This window comes from Coprococcus comes ATCC 27758, from assembly GCF_025149785.1.
GTDB classification, from domain to species: domain Bacteria; phylum Bacillota; class Clostridia; order Lachnospirales; family Lachnospiraceae; genus Allocoprococcus; species Allocoprococcus comes.
Genome location: NZ_CP102277.1, coordinates 1069421 through 1087325, shown reverse-complemented (window position 1 = coordinate 1087325; position 17905 = coordinate 1069421). Strand labels below are relative to the sequence as shown.

The following is a 17905-nucleotide window of genomic DNA, read 5'->3' as shown; positions in this document are numbered from 1 at the left end:
ATACCTTACTCTGTTTTATTCCGCTGTATGCTCTTCCAGCTCCAGTCCAAGCTCTTCCAGCTGCTTCAGATCAACTCTCTCCGGTGCTTCTGTCATCAGGTCAGATGCATCTTTTACCTTCGGGAACGCGATCACGTCACGGATGCTGTCCTGTTTTGCCATCAGCATAACCAGACGGTCAAGACCGTAAGCAAGTCCTGCGTGTGGCGGCACACCGTATTTAAATGCATTCAGAAGGAATCCGAACTGCTCCTGTGCCTGTTCCGGTGTGAATCCAAGTACTTCAAACATTTTACTCTGGATCTCCTGGTTGAAGATACGGACACTTCCGCCTCCGATCTCGTTACCATTCAGAACGATGTCATATGCTTTTGCACGGACTCTTCCCGGATCACTGTCGATGTACTGAAGGTCTTCTTCCATCGGCATGGTAAACGGATGATGCATTGCTGTGAAACGGTTCTGTTCATCACTCCACTCAAGAAGCGGGAATTCTGTGATCCACAGGAATTTGTATTCATTCTTATCAAGGAGTTCCATCTGGCGTGCCAGTTCCAGTCTGAGTGCACCAAGAACATCCCATACAACTTTATTCTTATCTGCCGCAAAGAGAAGAAGGTCTCCATTCTCTCCAGCCATCGCTTTAATCAGCGCTGCTGTCTCTTCTTCCGTCATGAATTTTGAGAAAGAAGATTTGACAGTTCCGTCTTCATGGATTGCAATATAAGCAAGTCCCTTTGCTCCATAACCTTTTGCAAAATCAACCAGCTTGTCGATCTTCTTTCTGGCCATGCCACCCTGTCCTTTTGCGTTGATACCACGAACAGTTCCGCCTGCTTCAATCGCATTCTTAAATACAACAAATTCGCTGTCTTTGACAGTCTCTGTCACATTAACCAGCTCCATGCCGAAACGGATATCCGGTTTATCAGAACCGAATCTGTCCATTGCTTCCTGCCAGGTCATTCTCTGGATCGGGAGCTGTATATCGATATCCAGTACATCTTTGAACAGATGTGCAAGCAGTCTCTCATTGATATCAATGACATCATCAACATCTACAAAAGAAAGTTCCATATCCATCTGTGTAAATTCCGGCTGACGGTCTGCACGAAGGTCTTCATCACGGAAACATTTTACAATCTGGAAATAGCGGTCATATCCGGAGCACATCAGCAGCTGTTTGAAGATCTGCGGTGACTGTGGAAGTGCATAGAAGCTTCCCGGATGAATACGGCTCGGTACCAGGTAATCTCTTGCACCTTCCGGTGTACTCTTGATCAGGAACGGTGTCTCGATCTCAAGGAATCCTTCTTTTGCCATGAACTGACGTGCGAGAGTAGCCACACGGCTTCTCATCATCAGGTTTCTCTGGATGTCCGGTCTTCTAAGATCGAGGAAACGGTATTTCAGACGTACTTCCTCTTTTGTCTTGGAATTCTCTTCGATCGGGAACGGAGGTGTCTCAGATTCAGATAAAATTCTGAGTTCTTCCGGTTTGATCTCAATCGCACCTGTTGCAAGATTTTCATTAACTGCACCGGAACGTTTTTCAACAGTTCCCACGATTGCTACAACAAACTCACTTCTAAGCTTTGCTGCCTTCTCAAGAAGCGCTTTATCTGTACTTCCCTCTTCAAAAACAACCTGGATCAGTCCGGAACGGTCACGTACATCTACAAAAACCAGTCCACCTTTATTTCTGTTCTTCTGTACCCATCCCATGATGGTTACTTTTTCACCGATGTTTGCCTCTGAAAGCTCTGCACACCGATGTGTTCTTTTCAGTCCTGTCATTGACTCTGCCATTCTAATTTCTCCTCCTGCGTTTCTCTTTCCTTATAAATCCATAACGGAATCTTTGTAGCAGTCTGTGATATCTTCATATCCTTCTGCGATCAGCTGATCCTTCTGGAATTTCTTGTTTTTCTTCATATTGACCACCAGAACCTGTTTCCCGGCTGCGCGGTCAGCTTTTGCCATCTCAAGTACTTTGAGGATGACTTCCTTGTGCATATTCTTTTCAAGAAGATATGCTTTTTTCTGGCGCTTGGAAGGAATCTCATATCCATTTTCCAGAAGCAGCATGACAATACGCTCAAATCCGATTGAGAATCCACATGCCGGTGTGTCCTGCCCTGTGAATTTACCGATCATCTTATCGTAACGTCCGCCACCTGCAACAGAGCCGCCAAATTCATCCATCGTTACTTCAAAAATGGTTCCTGTATAGTAAGATTGTCCACGTACCAGCGTCGGATCAAATTTTACTTTGAAATCTGCCTCTTTTGCACTTTCTACGCTGGAAATGATCATTTCCATGCTGTCAGCTGTCTTCTCATCAAGGAATCCTGCCAGCTTTTCTTTGCAGAAACGTATTCCATCAACATCCGGGTTGATCTCATCAAAGAGTCCAAGATAAGTATCTACATTTTCTTTTGTATAACCCATCTCAACCAGTTCTTCACCTACGCCTTCTTTGCCGATCTTATCCATCTTATCAAGGATGATAAATACTTCGTCGAAATCTTCTTCCTTAAATCCACTGAATGCAGCCATCGCCTTTAAGATATTACGGTCATTGATACATACCGTAAAATTGTGGAAATCCATCTTTCCAAGCATGGTCGTAGTTGCAAGGATCAGTTCGATCTCTGCAAGATTACCCGGCTCACCTAAAATATCGATATCGCACTGCATGAACTGACGGAAACGTCCTCTTTGTGGACGGTCTGCTCTCCATACATTGCCAATCTGAAGTGCCTTAAACGGTGACGGCAGTTCATTTGCATGATTTGCATAGTATCTTGCAAGCGGAACTGTCAGGTCATAACGAAGTCCTCCGTCTACCAGATCGATCTCTTCTTTTGCCTCAGCAATTTTCAGTTTTTCCCCTCTCTTCAGAATCTTGAAGATCAGTTTTTCATTGTCGCCACCCTGTTTGCTGCACAGGTTCTCAATGTGTTCCACACACGGTGTCTCTATGGAAGTAAATCCAAATGTCTTATAGGTATCCTTGATCATCTGGATCACATAATCTCTGATTTCCATTTCTTTCGGGAGCATGTCTTTCATGCCGGTAACCGGTTTTTTCTTTAATGCCATAACCATTCTCCTTTTCGCTCTATCATCTCATCGATACGGGAAATATATTCTCCCACATCTCTGACATTTTCTATTCTTATCAGATTCGTCATCCGCCCGTTTTTACTTCCGGGCGCCGGAATCTCATACGGAAGCACCACCTTAGTCGATGCGCCTGCACCGGCAGCAACGATGGACTGCTTTTCCTCCATAATCAGTATATTGTAAATTCCCGCTTTGTCAACCTTTGCGTAACCTACATTTTCAAAATTTCCTGCAATATTTTTCTGTCTGTAGAGATAATACGGATAAAGTCCCATTTCACCGGCCGCCTTACGTGCCATATCGATCATCTCTTCCAGCTCTCTTGCCATCTGTTTGTAATTTTGTTTTTCTGCGCTTGCAGCCCGTTCGCGTGTCAGTCTCGAACCATGTTTCATTGCAAGTGCATGGACCGTCAAACTATCCGGTGCAAGCTCTTTGATCTGACGAAGAGTATCTTCCATCTCCTCCGGATGTTCTCCCGGAAGACCTGCGATCAGATCCATATTGATATTGTCGAATCCCAGTTCTCTTGCCAGATGGAAAATGCGGACTACATCTTCCACTGTGTGACGTCTTCCGATCACATCCAGTGTCTTCTGCTGCATGGTCTGTGGATTGATGGAAATTCTGCCAACTCCATGCTTTCGGATCACTCGCAGCTTGTCCTCAGTAATACTGTCCGGTCTTCCGGCTTCGATCGTATATTCTTTCAGATGTTCAAAGGAAAAATGTTCTTCCAGGAAACTCAAAACCCGATCCATCTGCTGTGCACTCAGGGTTGTCGGCGTACCGCCTCCCATATAAATCGCATTAAGATGCTTTTCTTTTGAAACCTCTGCAATGAATGCAAGCTCTTTTAAAAGTGCATCTACATATTCATCCATCCGGTCCTGCCATTTTGCAACCGGATAAGAAGTAAAGGAGCAGTAACTGCAGGTTGTCGGGCAGAACGGAATTCCGATATAAAGACTGTATCCATTTTCATAATCCAGCTTGTCAAGCTGGGCTTTTTCCCGCTTTGCAATCTCGATACCTAGCATTGCTTTTTTCTCGCTTACCACATAGGTATCATGCATATACCGGATGATTTCTTCCTCAGAAGAACCTTCTTCCAGTCTTTCCATGATCATCTTTGTGGGGCGGACACCTGTCATATTCCCCCATGCATGTTCTTCTCCGGTCTTTTTGACCAGGGTCTGATATAATTTTTTATTGATATAACGCTTTTGTTCTCTTTTTTCGCTGATGTCTGCGATTTCAGCCTCCCTGCAATGAAAAAAGGTCCACCGGACCTTTTTATCACATGCCTGCTCTTCCAGATCTGGTTCCTCTTCTGCGGTCATCTCGATCAGAAGTTCCTGTTCTGGATCTACCTTCTGGCTGATCTCGGCATCAGGAAGAAATGACTTTACGATATGATACATGTCGTAGGTGAAACGTTCATTCTTACAGCTGATCCGAATCATTTCTCTGCTCCTCTATACATACGGGTTGTTCACTTTTTCGTTGCCAATCGTTGTTGCGCCCATATGTCCCGGGAATACCTTTGTTTCATCCGGAAGCAGGAACAGCTTTTCCTTGATCGAACGAATCAGTGCAGAAGTGCTGCTGGTTGCAAAATCACTTCTTCCGACTGAACAACAGAACAATGTATCTCCACTGAAAAGTACTCCCTCTTTTTCTACATAGTAGCATACGCCGCCCTGGGTATGTCCCGGTGTATGAATCACCCGGAAATCTTCTCCGATCAGATGAAGCACATCTCCATCATGGATCACGTCTCCACCCGGGTAGCTATAGCCATTTGTATATACCGTTGACTCATTCATAGACGGTGTGTGAAGAAGCTCCAGATCAGATTCTTCTACGTAAACCGGCATTTCTCCATACCGGTCGATCACTTTATCGATTCCCATGATATGATCAAAATGCGCATGAGTCAGAAGAATTGCCTTAATTACAAGCTCTTCCTCTTCGATATAACCGATCATCGCTTTTGACAGGTTTGCCGGATCAACGATCACGGTCTCTTTTGTTTCTTCATTAGTAACAATGTAACAATTGGTACTGATAATTCCTGTTACAAATTTTTCGATTTTCATTTCTTTTTACCCCACTGCTCGTTCTATATCCAGCACGCCGACGATCTGCCGGAGCTTTCCGATCACTTTTCCAAGCTCCTCTCTTCCCCGGACAATAAATCCGGCTTCGATTGTTGCTGTTCCCTGTTTGCTGGTTCTTACATTCATAGACTTCACATCAATATTCATCTCCGTGAACACCTTAGACATATCCATCAGAAGTCCCTGCCTGTCATTCGCATACATCTTAATCTCAGCCAGATAGCTTCCGGTATCTGTACCTTCCTCCGGTTTTTCCCATTCTGCCGGGATCAGACGCGCTCTTTCCGCTTCTGACAGATGAATGATATTGACACAGTCCGTCCGGTGGATCGACATTCCGCGTCCGCGGGTGATAAAGCCAACGATCTCATCTCCCGGCACCGGATTGCAGCATCTGGAAAAACGCACTGCCATATCGTTGATTCCCTTGACCACGATACCACTCTTGGATCTGGTGATATGCACCTTGTTCTTTGCCGCTTCCGCAACCTTTTCCAGAACACTTTCGTCGGTCAGTTCTTTTCGGTGATCCTTACTGTATTCTTCTGCAAGACGGTTGACGATCTGCCCTTCCTTCAATCCGCCATGTCCAAGTGCTGCAAGGATCGAATCCCAGTCCTTAAAGCCGTACTTTTCCTGCACAATCTGCATATATTTCGGTTTCATCAGATCCGAGAGTACAAATCCTTTTGCCTTACAGTACGTGGCGAGCATTTCCTTACCACGTACAATATTTTCTTCTTTGAATTCTTTCTTAAACCACTGGTTGATCTTGTTCTTCGCCTGGGTACTCTTGACGATACTCAGCCAGTCACGGCTCGGTCCTTTGGAGTTCTGCGAAGTCAAGATCTCGATTCGATCCCCGTTCTGGATCTTGTAATCGATATTGACCAGCTTGCCATTGACTCTGGCACCTACCATCTTGTTGCCAACCGCAGTATGGATCGCATAGGCAAAGTCAACCGGCGTAGAACCGTTCGGCAGGTTCTTGACATCTCCGTTCGGTGTAAAGCAGTATACATCCTCTGCAAATAGATCCAGGTCTCCTTTCAGAAGATTAAGAAATTCCCGGTTGTCTGACATGTCTCGCTGCCATTCCAGGATCTGACGAAGCCAGCTCAGTTTCTCTTCTTCCTTCGCTTCAACGCTCTTCTTTCCATCTTCAGACTCTTTATATTTCCAGTGTGCCGCAATACCGTATTCAGCAGTTTTATGCATCTCTTTTGTACGGATCTGGATCTCAAACGGCTGACCGATCGAACTCATCAGAGTCGTATGCAGAGACTGGTACATATTTGCCTTCGGCATTGCGATATAATCTTTAAAACGTCCCGGTACCGGTGTATACATCTCATGGATAACTCCAAGCGCCGCATAACAGTCTTTTACAGAATCTACGATAATACGTACTGCAAACAGATCATAGATCTGATCCACCGTCTTATCCTGGTTCACCATCTTCTTATAAATGCTGAAGAAATGCTTCACACGTCCGTTCACTTCTGCATCAATGTTCGCATTCTTCATATGCGTGGAAACCTCATCCACGATCTGCTGGACAAATTCTTCCCTTTCCGTTTTTCTTGCATTGATCTGCTTTACCAGATCGTTAAAAACCTCCGGCTGGGAATATTTGAGTGCCAGATCATCAAGCTCTGTCTTGATCTTGGAAATACCAAGCCGTTGTGCGATCGGAGCATAGATATCCATGGTTTCTTTTGCTTTTTCCAACTGCTTCTCCGGTCGCATATACTGCAGGGTACGCATATTGTGCAGACGGTCGGCAAGCTTGATGATGATAACACGGATATCTTTTGCCATCGCAAGGAACATCTTACGAAGATTCTCAGCCTGGACCTCCAACTTATCCGCTGAATAGGAAAGCTGTCCCAGCTTTGTGACACCGTCTACCAGAAGAGCCACCTCATCTCCGAATTCCTGACGGATTTCTTCGTCCGTCATCACCGTGTCTTCTACCACATCATGAAGGATGCCGGCAACGATCGTCTCTTTGTCCATCTCCAGTTGTGCCAGAATGATTCCTACCCACAGAGGATGGATAATATACTCTTCTCCGGATTTCCGTGTCTGCCCTTTGTGCGCATCTCTTGCAATGTGATATGCTTTTTCGATCATAGAGACGTCCGCCGAAGGATGGTACTTTCTGACTCGCTCGATCAGACTTTTATAGAGCAGTTCCGGATTCTGATAATCTTCCACATCCTTTACCGCATGACCATCTACGATCTCCAGTTTTTTATGTGTTGGTTCGATCAGCATCTCCTGCTGGATTCCGATATCGTCTGCCATAGCCTTCCCTTCTTTCTCATTAGTTTCCCGGATACTGGATTACGGAATCTACTTTGTATCCTTTCAGTTTTTCCCGTCCTTTTAATCCCATCAGTTCGATCAGGCAGAGAACTTCTACAACCTCACCGCCAAGTCCTTCGATCAGTTTGATCATTGCTTCTGCCGTACCGCCTGTTGCCATCAGGTCATCTACGATCACAACCTTGTCTCCCGGTTTGATCGAACGCTTGTGGATCTCGATCTCTGCACTTCCATATTCCAAATCATACTTGATCGATGCTGTCTCGCAAGGAAGCTTTCCTTTTTTACGAATCGGCACAAATGCTTTTTGCAGATTATATGCAATCGGCATTCCAAAAATAAATCCTCTGGACTCCGGTCCGATCACGATGTTGAAATCCATGCCTTCAAGCCTATCCTGCAGTTCCCGAATGGAAAGCTGAAGCCCTTCCGGATCTTCAAGAATGCTGGTTACATCTCTGAAAATAATTCCTTTTTCCGGATAATCCGGAATGCTGACAACATATTCTTCAAGTTTTTTCATCTTTCTTCTCCACCTTACCTACAAATATATGCAATATCTATTAGTATAGCATAAAATTGCTGTTTTTCAAATTATTTATAATTTTGGATCACAATCTGTGGCGTACGGACTCCCTGATACTCATTGATATCAGGATAATAGGTAAATGCCATAACAATTCCATGCCCATGTCCGCGCAGCAGACACTCACAGGCAATATCTCCAAATTTTTCACGCACATATTCCACAAAGGTATTCACATCTCCAAAATACATGGCATCCATCCTTGTACCGTGAAGATCCTTCACCTGCAACTTCAGCACATTTTTATTCTTGCCAAGGATTCTCGCACTTTCCACCTGTACCTGTCTTTCTGCAAAGACCGGACGTGCATTTCCTTTGCCAAATGGTTCCAGAACCGCAAGCTCTCCGATAAATTTTTCATTGACACATTCAAACGGGAGCTGCATATCTATGGCAATCTTTTCATTCAGATCCTCTGGTGTGATCCCGGATTTTTCGTTAATCTCCTTACGGAACTGTTCCAGATTCTCCTCCGGCATGGAGAGACCTGCCGCCATCTTATGCCCGCCAAATTTTGACAACAGATGCTTTACCCGGTTCAGTCCTTCATACATGTGCCAGGTCTCGATCGATCTTCCTGAGCCCTTTAAACCTTCCGCGCCCTTCGTCAGCACAAAGACCGGACGGTAATATTTTTCCCGGATCCTTCCTGCCACGATCCCGGCAAGGCTTTCATGACATTCCGGCAGGTAGACCACCAGCACGTCTGCATCCTTAAGTTCACTGTTCTCCACCTGGATAAACGCCTCTTCTACCGCCTGCGCCGTCATATCCTTCCGGCTGTCATTGAGTGCTTTCAGATCACCTGCCAGCAGATCCGCCTCCGCCACTTTCTTTGCCTCCAGAAGCTCCAGGGCACGCTTTGCTGTATCCAGTCTTCCACTGGCATTCATACACGGACCGATCACAAATCCAATGTGATACGGAGACAGCTTATCTACATTCACACCAGTACATCCCATCAGCGCCTTCAGTCCCAGATTCTCCGTCCGTTTCAGCATATCCAGTCCCTGTTTAACGAAAATACGGTTTTCGTCCACCAGATCCATAACATCACCGATCGTTGCGATTGCCACATTTTCCATCAGATAGTCTGCATCTTCCGCATCTTTTCCCATGGCTTCCATCAGAGCCTCCACCAGCTTGTAAGCAACCGCAGCCCCGCACAGCCCTTTGAACGGATAAGTACAGTCCTCCTGCTTCGGATCCACAACCGCATCTGCCTCCGGCAGAATATATCTTCGTCCCGCACCAATTTCCGTATACGGGACCTCATGATGATCCGTCACCACAATCGTCATTCCCATACTTTTTGCATAGGCGATCTCCTCTGCCGCCGCAATCCCGTTATCACAGGTAACGATCGTATCCACGTCGGCCTCCAGCGCCCGGTCGATCAGGTTCCGGTTCAGACCATACCCGTCCTTCATACGATCCGGAATGTCACTGTCCACATCAGCTCCGAGCATCCGGAATCCCTCCAGAAGAATATAGGTCGACTGGATTCCATCAATATCATAGTCTCCGATGATCCTGATTTTTGCATTTTCTTTTATCTTTTCTCCAAGAACCGCTACTGCCTTGTCCATATCCTTCATCAGCATTCCATCGTACAGATCGGCGATCGTACCGTTTAAATATTTCTCGATCGCATCATCCCCGATCACATCCCGGTTTCTTATCAGGGAAGCCACTCGCGGACTGATATGGAATTTCTCACTGATATGCTGAAAATCCGCTCCTTTTCTCAGAAGTACCCAGTTCTCCATTTTCTCTTTTCCTTTCTTTGATAGTCAGATAATACAAAGATGCCGGAGGATTCTCCTCCGACACCTCATTTTCTGTCAGTTATTTCTTTTTCGCTGCTTTTTTGCCGCCGATTTTTGTTTTCATTACATACCATAATGCACCGGTGATACATACAGATGAATATCCGCCACCTGCAATACCAACCATAAGAGGTGCTGCAAATTCTTTAATAGAGCTTACACCCATGATATAAAGAACCGCTACCATGACAAATGTAGTAAATGTTGTGTAAATACTTCTTGTCAGTGTATAAGTGATACTTCTGTTTACAAGCGCTTTCAGATCATCGTTTCTCTTCATGACCCGAAGCTCTTCACGGATACGGTCGAAAATAACGATCGTCGCATTGATAGAATATCCAAGGATTGTCAGCATACATGCGATAAATGTATTACCGACAGATGTTCTTGCAAGTGCATAGAATGTAAGCACAAATAACAAATCGTGTAAAAGAGCAAGAACCGCACTTGATGCGAAACGTACATCTTTGAACCGGAACCAGATATAGATCAGCATACAGATCGCTGAAATGATAACTGCAATGATCGCATCCTGTCTCATCTCGGAGCTTACCGTAGAACTGATATTTTCTGCTGTAATTGTCGATGTGTCTACACCAAATTTATCAGCAAGCGCATTGTTAAGTGCTTCTCTTTCGTCAAGATTCAGCGTCTGTGTCTTGATGATGATCTGATTGCTGTCTTTTACTTTCTGTGCCTGTACATTGTGATCTCCAGTCACATCTTCTACAACCGGAACGATCTTTGAATCAATCTCTTTGATCGAGTAATCTTTATCAAATGTTACGGTTGTAGCCGTACCGCCCTTGAATTCCAGGCTGTAGTTCAGCGCACCTTCACCTTTTCCCGACTGGACTCCCATTGTTACAAAACCTGCTGCGATCACAGCAATTGATATTGCAAAGAAAATGGCTTTCTTTCCGAGAAAGTCGATAACTTTTCTTTCTTTTTTGAATTTCTTCGCATAAAATTTCACATCACGAAGACCAATCGCATACAGAGAGAAAATGATGATCCTGGTAATAACAAGTGCCGTAAACATTGACACAACAATACCAAGTGCCAGTGTCTGTGCAAATCCTTTTACAGAACCTGAACCCTTGAACCAGAGAATAGCTGCAGCGATCAGAGTTGTTACGTTACCGTCAACGATCGCAGACAGTGCTTTGTGGAAACCATTCTTCAGGGAAGTCTTAATACTGATACCTGTTGTCACTTCTTCACGCACACGGGCGAAAATGATAACGTTGGCATCGACTGCCATACCGATTCCAAGGATGATACCTGCAATACCCGGAAGGGTAAGCGTGATATTAAATGCATTTAAAAGCACCAGGATCAGTCCTGTATAGATCAGAAGTGCTAGACCTGCTGCAAGTCCCGGAATCAGATATACGAAGCACATAAATACGAAGATGATGGCAAGTCCGATGGCACCAGCCATTAAGCTTGTGCTGATTGCTTCTTCTCCGAGCTGTGCAGCTACTACATTAGAGCGAAGTTCTTCCAGTTCCAGAGAAAGTCCACCGATTCGGATGGTAGCTGCAAGATTGTCTGCTTCTTCATAGCTTGACATCCCTGTGATAACGGCTTCTCCGCCTTCGATTGCCTGATTAACTCTTGGTGAACTGATTGTCTGTCCATCATAAATAATGGAAATCTGTTTTCCTACATTTGCTGCTGTTGCTTCTGCAAATTTGGTTGTTCCTTCTTTGGTAAGCTGCAGAGCTACAACATATTCTTTATTCTTAGTCGTAGAGTTTTCCTGCGTCTGGGCCTCTGCATTTTTAACATCTGTTCCTTCAAGAACGGTGTTGCCATCTGCATCCTGAAATACCAGTGATCCTGGTTTGCCGAGTTCTTCCAGAACTTTATTGGCATCGGATACACCTGGGATCTCGATGTTGATCCGGTCGTCCCCTTCCTGATATACACTTGCTTCCGTACTGTACTGCTCTACACGCTTCTGTAACTTGTAGATCGTATCCTTCATATCTTCTGCTGAAGGATTCTTGTCTTTTGCCTGATAAGTGATGCTGACACCACCTGCAAGGTCAAGACCAAGATTGATATTTCTTGCAGAACCTGTGTGGGAGGAACCAAATCCCTGCCAGCAGGTAAATCCAAGAAGTCCTAAAAGTGCAGCAATCAGAACAAGGCTTACTATTCCTTTACTCTTCTTCATGTCCAAGTCCCTTTCTTAGTTTTCGTCTGCCATTGCAGCCTTTATCATAATCGCGCATTCTACGCGCTTACGTTCCATCTCACAGCCCAGATTATAAGAATCATTTAATCCGTCTGCATACTTGTATGCGTTTGCCATACACCCGCCACTGCAGTAGAATCTTGCAAAACATTTCTTGCATTTTTCTTTGGTATATACATTGCAGCAACGGAACTCATCCGCGATCTCCGGTCTTGTAATTCCTTCGTTTACATTTCCCATCAGGAAATTTTCATCACCTACAAACTGATGACACGGATAGAAATCTCCCCATGGAGTAACAGCAAGGTATTCTGTTCCCGAACCACATCCGGACAGACGTTTGTACAGACAAGGTCCTCCTTCCAGGTCGATCATAAAGTGGAAGAAATTGAATCCTTCTCCCTTTTTGTCTTTCTCAATGATATATCTTGCAAGCTTGTCATACTCATCAAAGATCTGCGGAAGATCTTCTTCACGGATTGCATACGGATCAGATTCATCCCCGACAACCGGTTCGATCGACATCTGCTTGAAGCCAAGCTCTGCAAAATGCTTTACATCCTCTGAAAAATCCAGATTGTTTCTGGTAAATGTTCCGCGGATATAGTAGCGCTCCTGATTACGTGAATCAGCAAGCTTCTGGAACTTCGGTACGATCAGATCATAGCTTCCCTTTCCATTTCTGAACGGACGCATTCTGTCATTGACTTCTTTACGTCCGTCAAGGCTGATGACCACGTTATCCATCTCTTTATTGATAAACTCCTGAATCTCATCATTCAGAAGCACTCCGTTCGTAGTTACTGTAAAGCGGAAATGCTTATCATGAAGCTTTTCCTGCTCTCTTCCGTATGCCACCAGGTCTTTGACAACCTGCCAGTTCATCAGCGGCTCCCCGCCAAAGAAATCAACTTCCAGATTTCTTCTTGTTCCGGAATTGGCGATCAGGAAATCCAGGGCTTTCTTACCAACTTCATAAGTCATAAGTGCTCTTCTTCCGTGATACTCTCCTTCTTCTGCAAAACAGTATTTGCAGGCAAGATTGCAGTCGTGTGCGATATGCAGGCAGAGTGCCTTCACAACCGTCTTACGCTTGATAACCTCCCCGATAAAAGGTTCATATGTATCAACAACAAAAAGCTGTCCGTTTGCAGTCAGCTCTGTCACATCATCCAATATATCTCTAAGTTCTTCTTCGGAATATTTCCCTTCCAGCTCATCTTTCAGCTGGTTCCATGTACTTTCTTCTTTCAGCGTCTGCACTGTCTGATTCTCGTTCATACGGTTCAGACATGCAATAACTTCGTACCCCGGCTCGTCCACTACATGAACGCATCCGCTGTTGACATCAAGTACAATATTATATCCATTGTTCTGGTACTGATGAATCACAACCGGTACCCCTTTCTATCCTTATTTTTCAAATTTTTCCTCATACGTCAAATGACAGCGGCTTTAAAGCCGCTGCCTGCTTGTCATACTTATTCACTACACTTACAAATATCTCTTATTTGCTGTGTTCGCAAGTCTGATTTCCTACTGTACAAGAAGTCTTGCATGCTGACTGACAGGATGTCTGGCATTCTCCGCATCCGCCCTTCTTTACTGTATTGTTCAGAGTCTGTGTATTCAATGTTTTAATGTGTTTCATTGTAATATCCTCCTTCTTTGCTCATTATGTGATACAGTATAGCACATTTTCCAGCTTACCGTCAACGCAAAAATCCAATCTAAAACCAATGACAGGAGGTATTTTCCCTAGAATTTGCTGCCTCCGCCACCGTGGGTTCTTCCTGATGAAGAAGTATGTGTACTGCTGCCGCCGGAAGAGCTCTTCTTTTCTTTCGCCGTTTTCGAAGTCGTTTCATAAAGGAACATATCTCTGCTTTCTGTAATATCCAGACTATCGTCTTTTACATAGCTGCCTGCCGCTGACTGGAAACGCACTGTTTTAAGCTGTGCCTTCATCCTGCCGACAATGATAAGTGACAGAACAACTCCTACCCCAAGGGAGATCAAAATCCAGATTGGGGATAATGGCTCCTTTGGAAGACTTTTCCTGTCATACGGCTTTCCGTTTCTTGCCTGTGTAATGAATTCGTCACACAGCTCTGAAAAAGTCTGAAATGCCGAAAAATAATTTTCATCCTTCAGATCACTCGTCATTTCTTTTGAAATGTATTTGATCCCTGCATCGGTAAAAGCTGTGATTCCGTAACCACAGGTTGAAATATAACAGTCATTCTCTTCTCCCAGACTAATGAGAAGAAGGATTCCATCCTTATCCTGTCCATATCCGAAGTTTCCGTAATCATAAATATCATCGGCGTATTCTTGCACCGTTTTTTCATCCAGCGTATTTGTTGTCACAACGACAACATCCATTTTCTGTCGGATACTCAGTTCATCAAGTATGTCATTTAATTTTGCTTCCTCACTATCCGTCATAAGTCCCGCCATGTCCTGCACACGACAATAATCATTTGCAAATCCTTCTGCATCTTCGGCTGAAACCGAAAACGTCATCCCCAGGCAAAGGGCCAGAACAAGCAGAAGTGATATTATTTTCTTTTTCATTCCGTCACCCCCTAAAACAGTCCGAGAAAGTGCAGAAGTGTTGCTGCACCGTATGTTAATGCAGTGAACGCACCTGCCAGTACCAGTGTCCAACGGGTTGCTGCCGCCTTATCTACCGGCAGGTCGCCGACGAATTTTCCGGTCTGTCCGTTCATTGCAAATGTATATTTGTTACCATTCCATGTGGTATTTAAAAGCCACACCGGATATAAAGCATACTTGGCTTTTCCGCCATGGAACTGTACACTGGTATTTTCAGCTACTACAGTATCGTAACCAATGACTGTTTCGGCAAATGCCTGCTCCGTAGATTTTTTCACACGCTCATTCGCCCGGTCAATGCTTTCTTCTGCAGTCACATCATACTTATCTGCCAGGTAACCGGCAAGATAAGCCGTCTGGAAATCCACTGCCTCCCTACAGTTAAACGGTTCGATGGATTCCATCAGATCATCCGCCATTTTTGTAGAGCCATCTACCGGAACGTATTCAAATCCAACACTTCCGCCTCTGTGCACCATATAATAACTGGTCTGGGTATAATTGTAATCACTGTCACTCCAAGTACGGATCTTGGTTGCCTTATAACGGACCTTAGCGTCTACATCGGTATCAAATAGCCAGAACGGTACATAGACTCCTTTGATCTCGTCAATATGGTTCTGATCCTTAAAAATCTTCGGCAGAAGACGTTTTCCTGTAAGATGCTTCATGAGCCCTTCTTTTGCTGCTTTTTTATCCAGTTTAAACGGAATGACCAGATCCGGTTTCAGGGAGCCGGAGAATTGTCCCATCATAACGATTGGATTATCACAGAATGGGCAGGATGTTGCCGCTGTATTTGCGTCACCTACAATTTCTCCTCCACAGGATTTACACACATAAGTACGCAGACCATCCGTTTCTCCTTCTCCCCATTCACCGCCTGCTGCGGTTTCCCATTCCATGCTGTCTGTTTCTTCGTCCTGCAGTTCGGCATCATATCCCTTCAATGCGTCCATTTCGAACTCTGTGTCGCAATACGGACACTTCATCTTCTGGATCGTACTGTCAAAGGCTATCGCACCGCCACAGCAGGGACATTTATATTCCTGCAAGCCTGCCATAAAAATCCTCCTCTCTTAATGCGCCTGTCGATCAAATTCCGCAAGTGCTTCGTCCGCTCTCCGGATCCACTCTGTACGGTCGCCATAGATTGCACATTTGTTTGCATAATTCATCCTCCTTTCAGCCAATACCGGATTTCCGGACATTTTCTTTTCTTGTTTATGATTCTCCTGTTGCTTTTACGACCCATTTGGCATTGTCTACCTGGAAGCTGTAACCACAGAAGGAACAACAATTGTGTTCATCCGGTATGAAATTGGCTCCACAGGATGGGCAATCTTTTTCCTTGAAAAATGATCCGTCCGTCTTCCTTCTTTCTGGATATCTCGCCCTCTGCAAAACGAGTGTCGTTTTTGTTTTCTTTGTATACGGTTTTCCACTCTCAGGCAGGTAGGTTTCACTTCCATATGCCGTAGCGGTGATTTCTGTTGTTTTGTCTGTATTTACAACATTTTTAAGTATGATCGATCCGATTCCATAATCCATCAGATCCGGCTTGTTTACATCCTTATAAAGTGCATCATTGATGCAGGATCTCAGATAATTTTCCGAGTATCTGACGATCTCCTTCGGCAGCTTTTCCTGTTTCTCTTCCTTGGATTGAAAAATTTTCGCAATTCCCAGAAGTATAAGCAGTGTAGCAATTACACCTATGGTAAGAGAAATATCCGTGTCTTTGATCAGGTAAAGGCACAAGGTCAGACACAGGAACATGATGCCCGAGTAAGCAAGCAATAATAGTCCGTATTGCATGTTCGCACCCATTTTCTCATAAATTTCGAATACCTCTGTCTGCCAATCGTAGAATTCACTTTGTATCACACCGCCACAATATGGACAGATGACTTGTTGACTGCTCAGTTCCACCTCAGCTCCACAGGATGGACAGATGATCGTCCCTTTATCGGAATAAAATTCCTTGTTCTTACCCTGACGGTCAGAATGACGGATATGCCTTGACTGAAGGATCCGAAGGTAACTGTTTTTCCGATAGATCTGATGCACTGTCTTACCAGATTGAGGAAAAATAAGACGTTCCAAAGAACTACATTGCAGGATAGACTCCCTCCACTCCCGTCCGTCATCATTCCATCTTTTGAAATTATTTTTTGGAAGTGGTACAACGTCCGTCACCTGGATATCTCGGCAAAGCTTACGCTTTCCCAGCAGTTCCACCTGATGAACCATCTTTCTGCGAAATGTAAGATCCATTCTCTTTGGAAGATAACCCTTATCTGCTTTTCCAAGTGGAAGTAATACGTTTTCAAAGGAATCTTTGATATCCTTCTGAAGCCTTGCCCCTTGCAACGGTGTTTCACGCTTTGCAAGAATTCTTTTCATTTTTGCTTTTTTCAAATTCTTTGGCATAAACTGTTCAAAGTCTATGTCAATGATTTTCTCAGCAATGGCAAACACACAGATTATGGTAGCTGCAAACGCAAACAGCATCGCCTCTGACAATCCCATATTTATCCCTCCTCATCTATCATTCTATCTGGTTGACCTATTGTTCCTCTTGTTCCTTCTCTTTGCTCTTACCAAATATTTCATAGATCAGGAATATGGAGATAATGATTCCCGCCGGGATCATCATAACGGAGGTAATGTTATCACCTATATCGCCTGTGTAAAGCTTGTATTCTCCATTCAAAGCCCGGTAAGCCTTCTCTGTCACTTCATCCCCCCGGGATATATCTCTGGAAAATACATCTTTTCCTGTATAGGTTTTTCCATCCACTTCAAAGGACAGAATTGCGTGATACTTTACATCTTCATCGCCATCTTCATCAGTCTTAACACTTATCTGATAATCTTTTACAACGGCGGTTACCTGACGAACATCGGAAGATAGTTTATATTCTATACTGGAAAAAATATGAGTAACTCCATATACAACGAGCCCAATCGAACCAATCAGTAAGAATACACATATCACCTTATTTTGTGCTTTATCTGAAAGTACCTTCACGCAACCCCCTCCTTCCTATCTTTTACTTCATCATTTTCCTTCCAATAC

Annotated in this window: 14 protein-coding genes; all 14 read right to left on the bottom strand. The window is 44.4% G+C overall.

The features are described from left to right. Positions 1–15 precede the first annotated feature (15 nt). The 14 genes from aspS to NQ556_RS05310 all read right to left on the bottom strand — a co-directional run bounded on the left by aspS (position 16) and on the right by NQ556_RS05310 (position 17857). Positions 16–1809: an aspartate--tRNA ligase gene (aspS, locus tag NQ556_RS05375; RefSeq protein ID WP_008369635.1), complete on the bottom strand. Its 1794-nt coding sequence runs from the start codon at positions 1807–1809 to the stop codon at positions 16–18. A 30-nt stretch (positions 1810–1839) separates the two neighbouring features. Continuing rightward, complete coding sequence (hisS, locus tag NQ556_RS05370; protein ID WP_204575873.1) at positions 1840–3111, bottom strand: histidine--tRNA ligase; 1272 nt, start codon at positions 3109–3111, stop codon at positions 1840–1842. After that, a complete protein-coding gene (gene hemZ / locus NQ556_RS05365; RefSeq protein ID WP_173685101.1) occupies positions 3096–4595 on the bottom strand; it encodes a coproporphyrinogen dehydrogenase HemZ in 1500 nt (499 codons plus the stop codon). The genes hisS and hemZ overlap by 16 nt, the downstream gene beginning before the upstream one ends. A gap of 12 nt (positions 4596–4607) precedes the next feature. Continuing rightward, the gene (locus NQ556_RS05360) at positions 4608–5231 is read right to left on the bottom strand and encodes an MBL fold metallo-hydrolase (RefSeq protein ID WP_008369645.1); all 624 of its coding nucleotides are present in this window, start codon (positions 5229–5231) and stop codon (positions 4608–4610) included. A gap of 6 nt (positions 5232–5237) precedes the next feature. Then, the gene (locus NQ556_RS05355; protein ID WP_008369648.1) at positions 5238–7562 is read right to left on the bottom strand and encodes a RelA/SpoT family protein; all 2325 of its coding nucleotides are present in this window, start codon (positions 7560–7562) and stop codon (positions 5238–5240) included. A gap of 19 nt (positions 7563–7581) precedes the next feature. After that, positions 7582–8106: an adenine phosphoribosyltransferase gene (locus tag NQ556_RS05350; RefSeq protein ID WP_008369651.1), complete on the bottom strand. Its 525-nt coding sequence runs from the start codon at positions 8104–8106 to the stop codon at positions 7582–7584. A 71-nt stretch (positions 8107–8177) separates the two neighbouring features. After that, on the bottom strand, positions 8178–9938 hold the full coding sequence (gene recJ / locus NQ556_RS05345) for a single-stranded-DNA-specific exonuclease RecJ (RefSeq protein WP_055156785.1): 1761 nt from the start codon (positions 9936–9938) through the stop codon (positions 8178–8180). A gap of 79 nt (positions 9939–10017) precedes the next feature. Beyond that, positions 10018–12183 (bottom strand): protein translocase subunit SecDF, encoded by a 2166-nt coding sequence (locus NQ556_RS05340; protein WP_008369655.1) that lies wholly within the window; start codon positions 12181–12183, stop codon positions 10018–10020. Between the two features lie 15 nt (positions 12184–12198). Next, on the bottom strand, positions 12199–13596 hold the full coding sequence (gene scfB, locus NQ556_RS05335) for a thioether cross-link-forming SCIFF peptide maturase (protein ID WP_008369657.1): 1398 nt from the start codon (positions 13594–13596) through the stop codon (positions 12199–12201). Between the two features lie 115 nt (positions 13597–13711). Then, a complete protein-coding gene (gene scfA / locus NQ556_RS05330; RefSeq protein WP_008369659.1) occupies positions 13712–13855 on the bottom strand; it encodes a six-cysteine ranthipeptide SCIFF in 144 nt (47 codons plus the stop codon). A 107-nt stretch (positions 13856–13962) separates the two neighbouring features. After that, entirely contained in the window at positions 13963–14781 is an 819-nt protein-coding gene (locus NQ556_RS05325; RefSeq protein WP_008369661.1) for a TPM domain-containing protein, read from the bottom strand. Between the two features lie 11 nt (positions 14782–14792). After that, positions 14793–15887, bottom strand: a complete 1095-nt coding sequence (locus NQ556_RS05320) for a TFIIB-type zinc ribbon-containing protein (protein ID WP_008369663.1) — start codon at positions 15885–15887, stop codon at positions 14793–14795. A 160-nt stretch (positions 15888–16047) separates the two neighbouring features. After that, positions 16048–17355, bottom strand: coding sequence for a zinc ribbon domain-containing protein (locus NQ556_RS05315; protein ID WP_008369668.1), 1308 nt, complete (start codon positions 17353–17355; stop codon positions 16048–16050). A gap of 37 nt (positions 17356–17392) precedes the next feature. Further along, positions 17393–17857, bottom strand: a complete 465-nt coding sequence (locus NQ556_RS05310) for a hypothetical protein (RefSeq protein WP_008369670.1) — start codon at positions 17855–17857, stop codon at positions 17393–17395. Positions 17858–17905: the final 48 nt, after the last annotated feature.

Excerpts from the sequence above, each read along its gene's own strand:
- NQ556_RS05340 (WP_008369655.1), bottom strand. The coding sequence starts at position 12,183 with ATGAAGAAGAGTAAAGGAATAGTAAGCCTTGTTCTGATTGCTGCACTT.
- NQ556_RS05320 (WP_008369663.1), bottom strand. The coding sequence starts at position 15,887 with ATGGCAGGCTTGCAGGAATATAAATGTCCCTGCTGTGGCGGTGCGATA.
- NQ556_RS05325 (WP_008369661.1), bottom strand. The coding sequence starts at position 14,781 with ATGAAAAAGAAAATAATATCACTTCTGCTTGTTCTGGCCCTTTGCCTG.
- aspS (WP_008369635.1), bottom strand. The coding sequence starts at position 1,809 with ATGGCAGAGTCAATGACAGGACTGAAAAGAACACATCGGTGTGCAGAG.
- NQ556_RS05355 (WP_008369648.1), bottom strand. The coding sequence starts at position 7,562 with ATGGCAGACGATATCGGAATCCAGCAGGAGATGCTGATCGAACCAACA.
- recJ (WP_055156785.1), bottom strand. The coding sequence starts at position 9,938 with ATGGAGAACTGGGTACTTCTGAGAAAAGGAGCGGATTTTCAGCATATC.
- NQ556_RS05315 (WP_008369668.1), bottom strand. The coding sequence starts at position 17,355 with ATGGGATTGTCAGAGGCGATGCTGTTTGCGTTTGCAGCTACCATAATC.
- NQ556_RS05360 (WP_008369645.1), bottom strand. The coding sequence starts at position 5,231 with ATGAAAATCGAAAAATTTGTAACAGGAATTATCAGTACCAATTGTTAC.
- hisS (WP_204575873.1), bottom strand. The coding sequence starts at position 3,111 with ATGGTTATGGCATTAAAGAAAAAACCGGTTACCGGCATGAAAGACATG.
- hemZ (WP_173685101.1), bottom strand. The coding sequence starts at position 4,595 with ATGATTCGGATCAGCTGTAAGAATGAACGTTTCACCTACGACATGTAT.
- NQ556_RS05350 (WP_008369651.1), bottom strand. The coding sequence starts at position 8,106 with ATGAAAAAACTTGAAGAATATGTTGTCAGCATTCCGGATTATCCGGAA.
- scfA (WP_008369659.1), bottom strand. The coding sequence starts at position 13,855 with ATGAAACACATTAAAACATTGAATACACAGACTCTGAACAATACAGTA.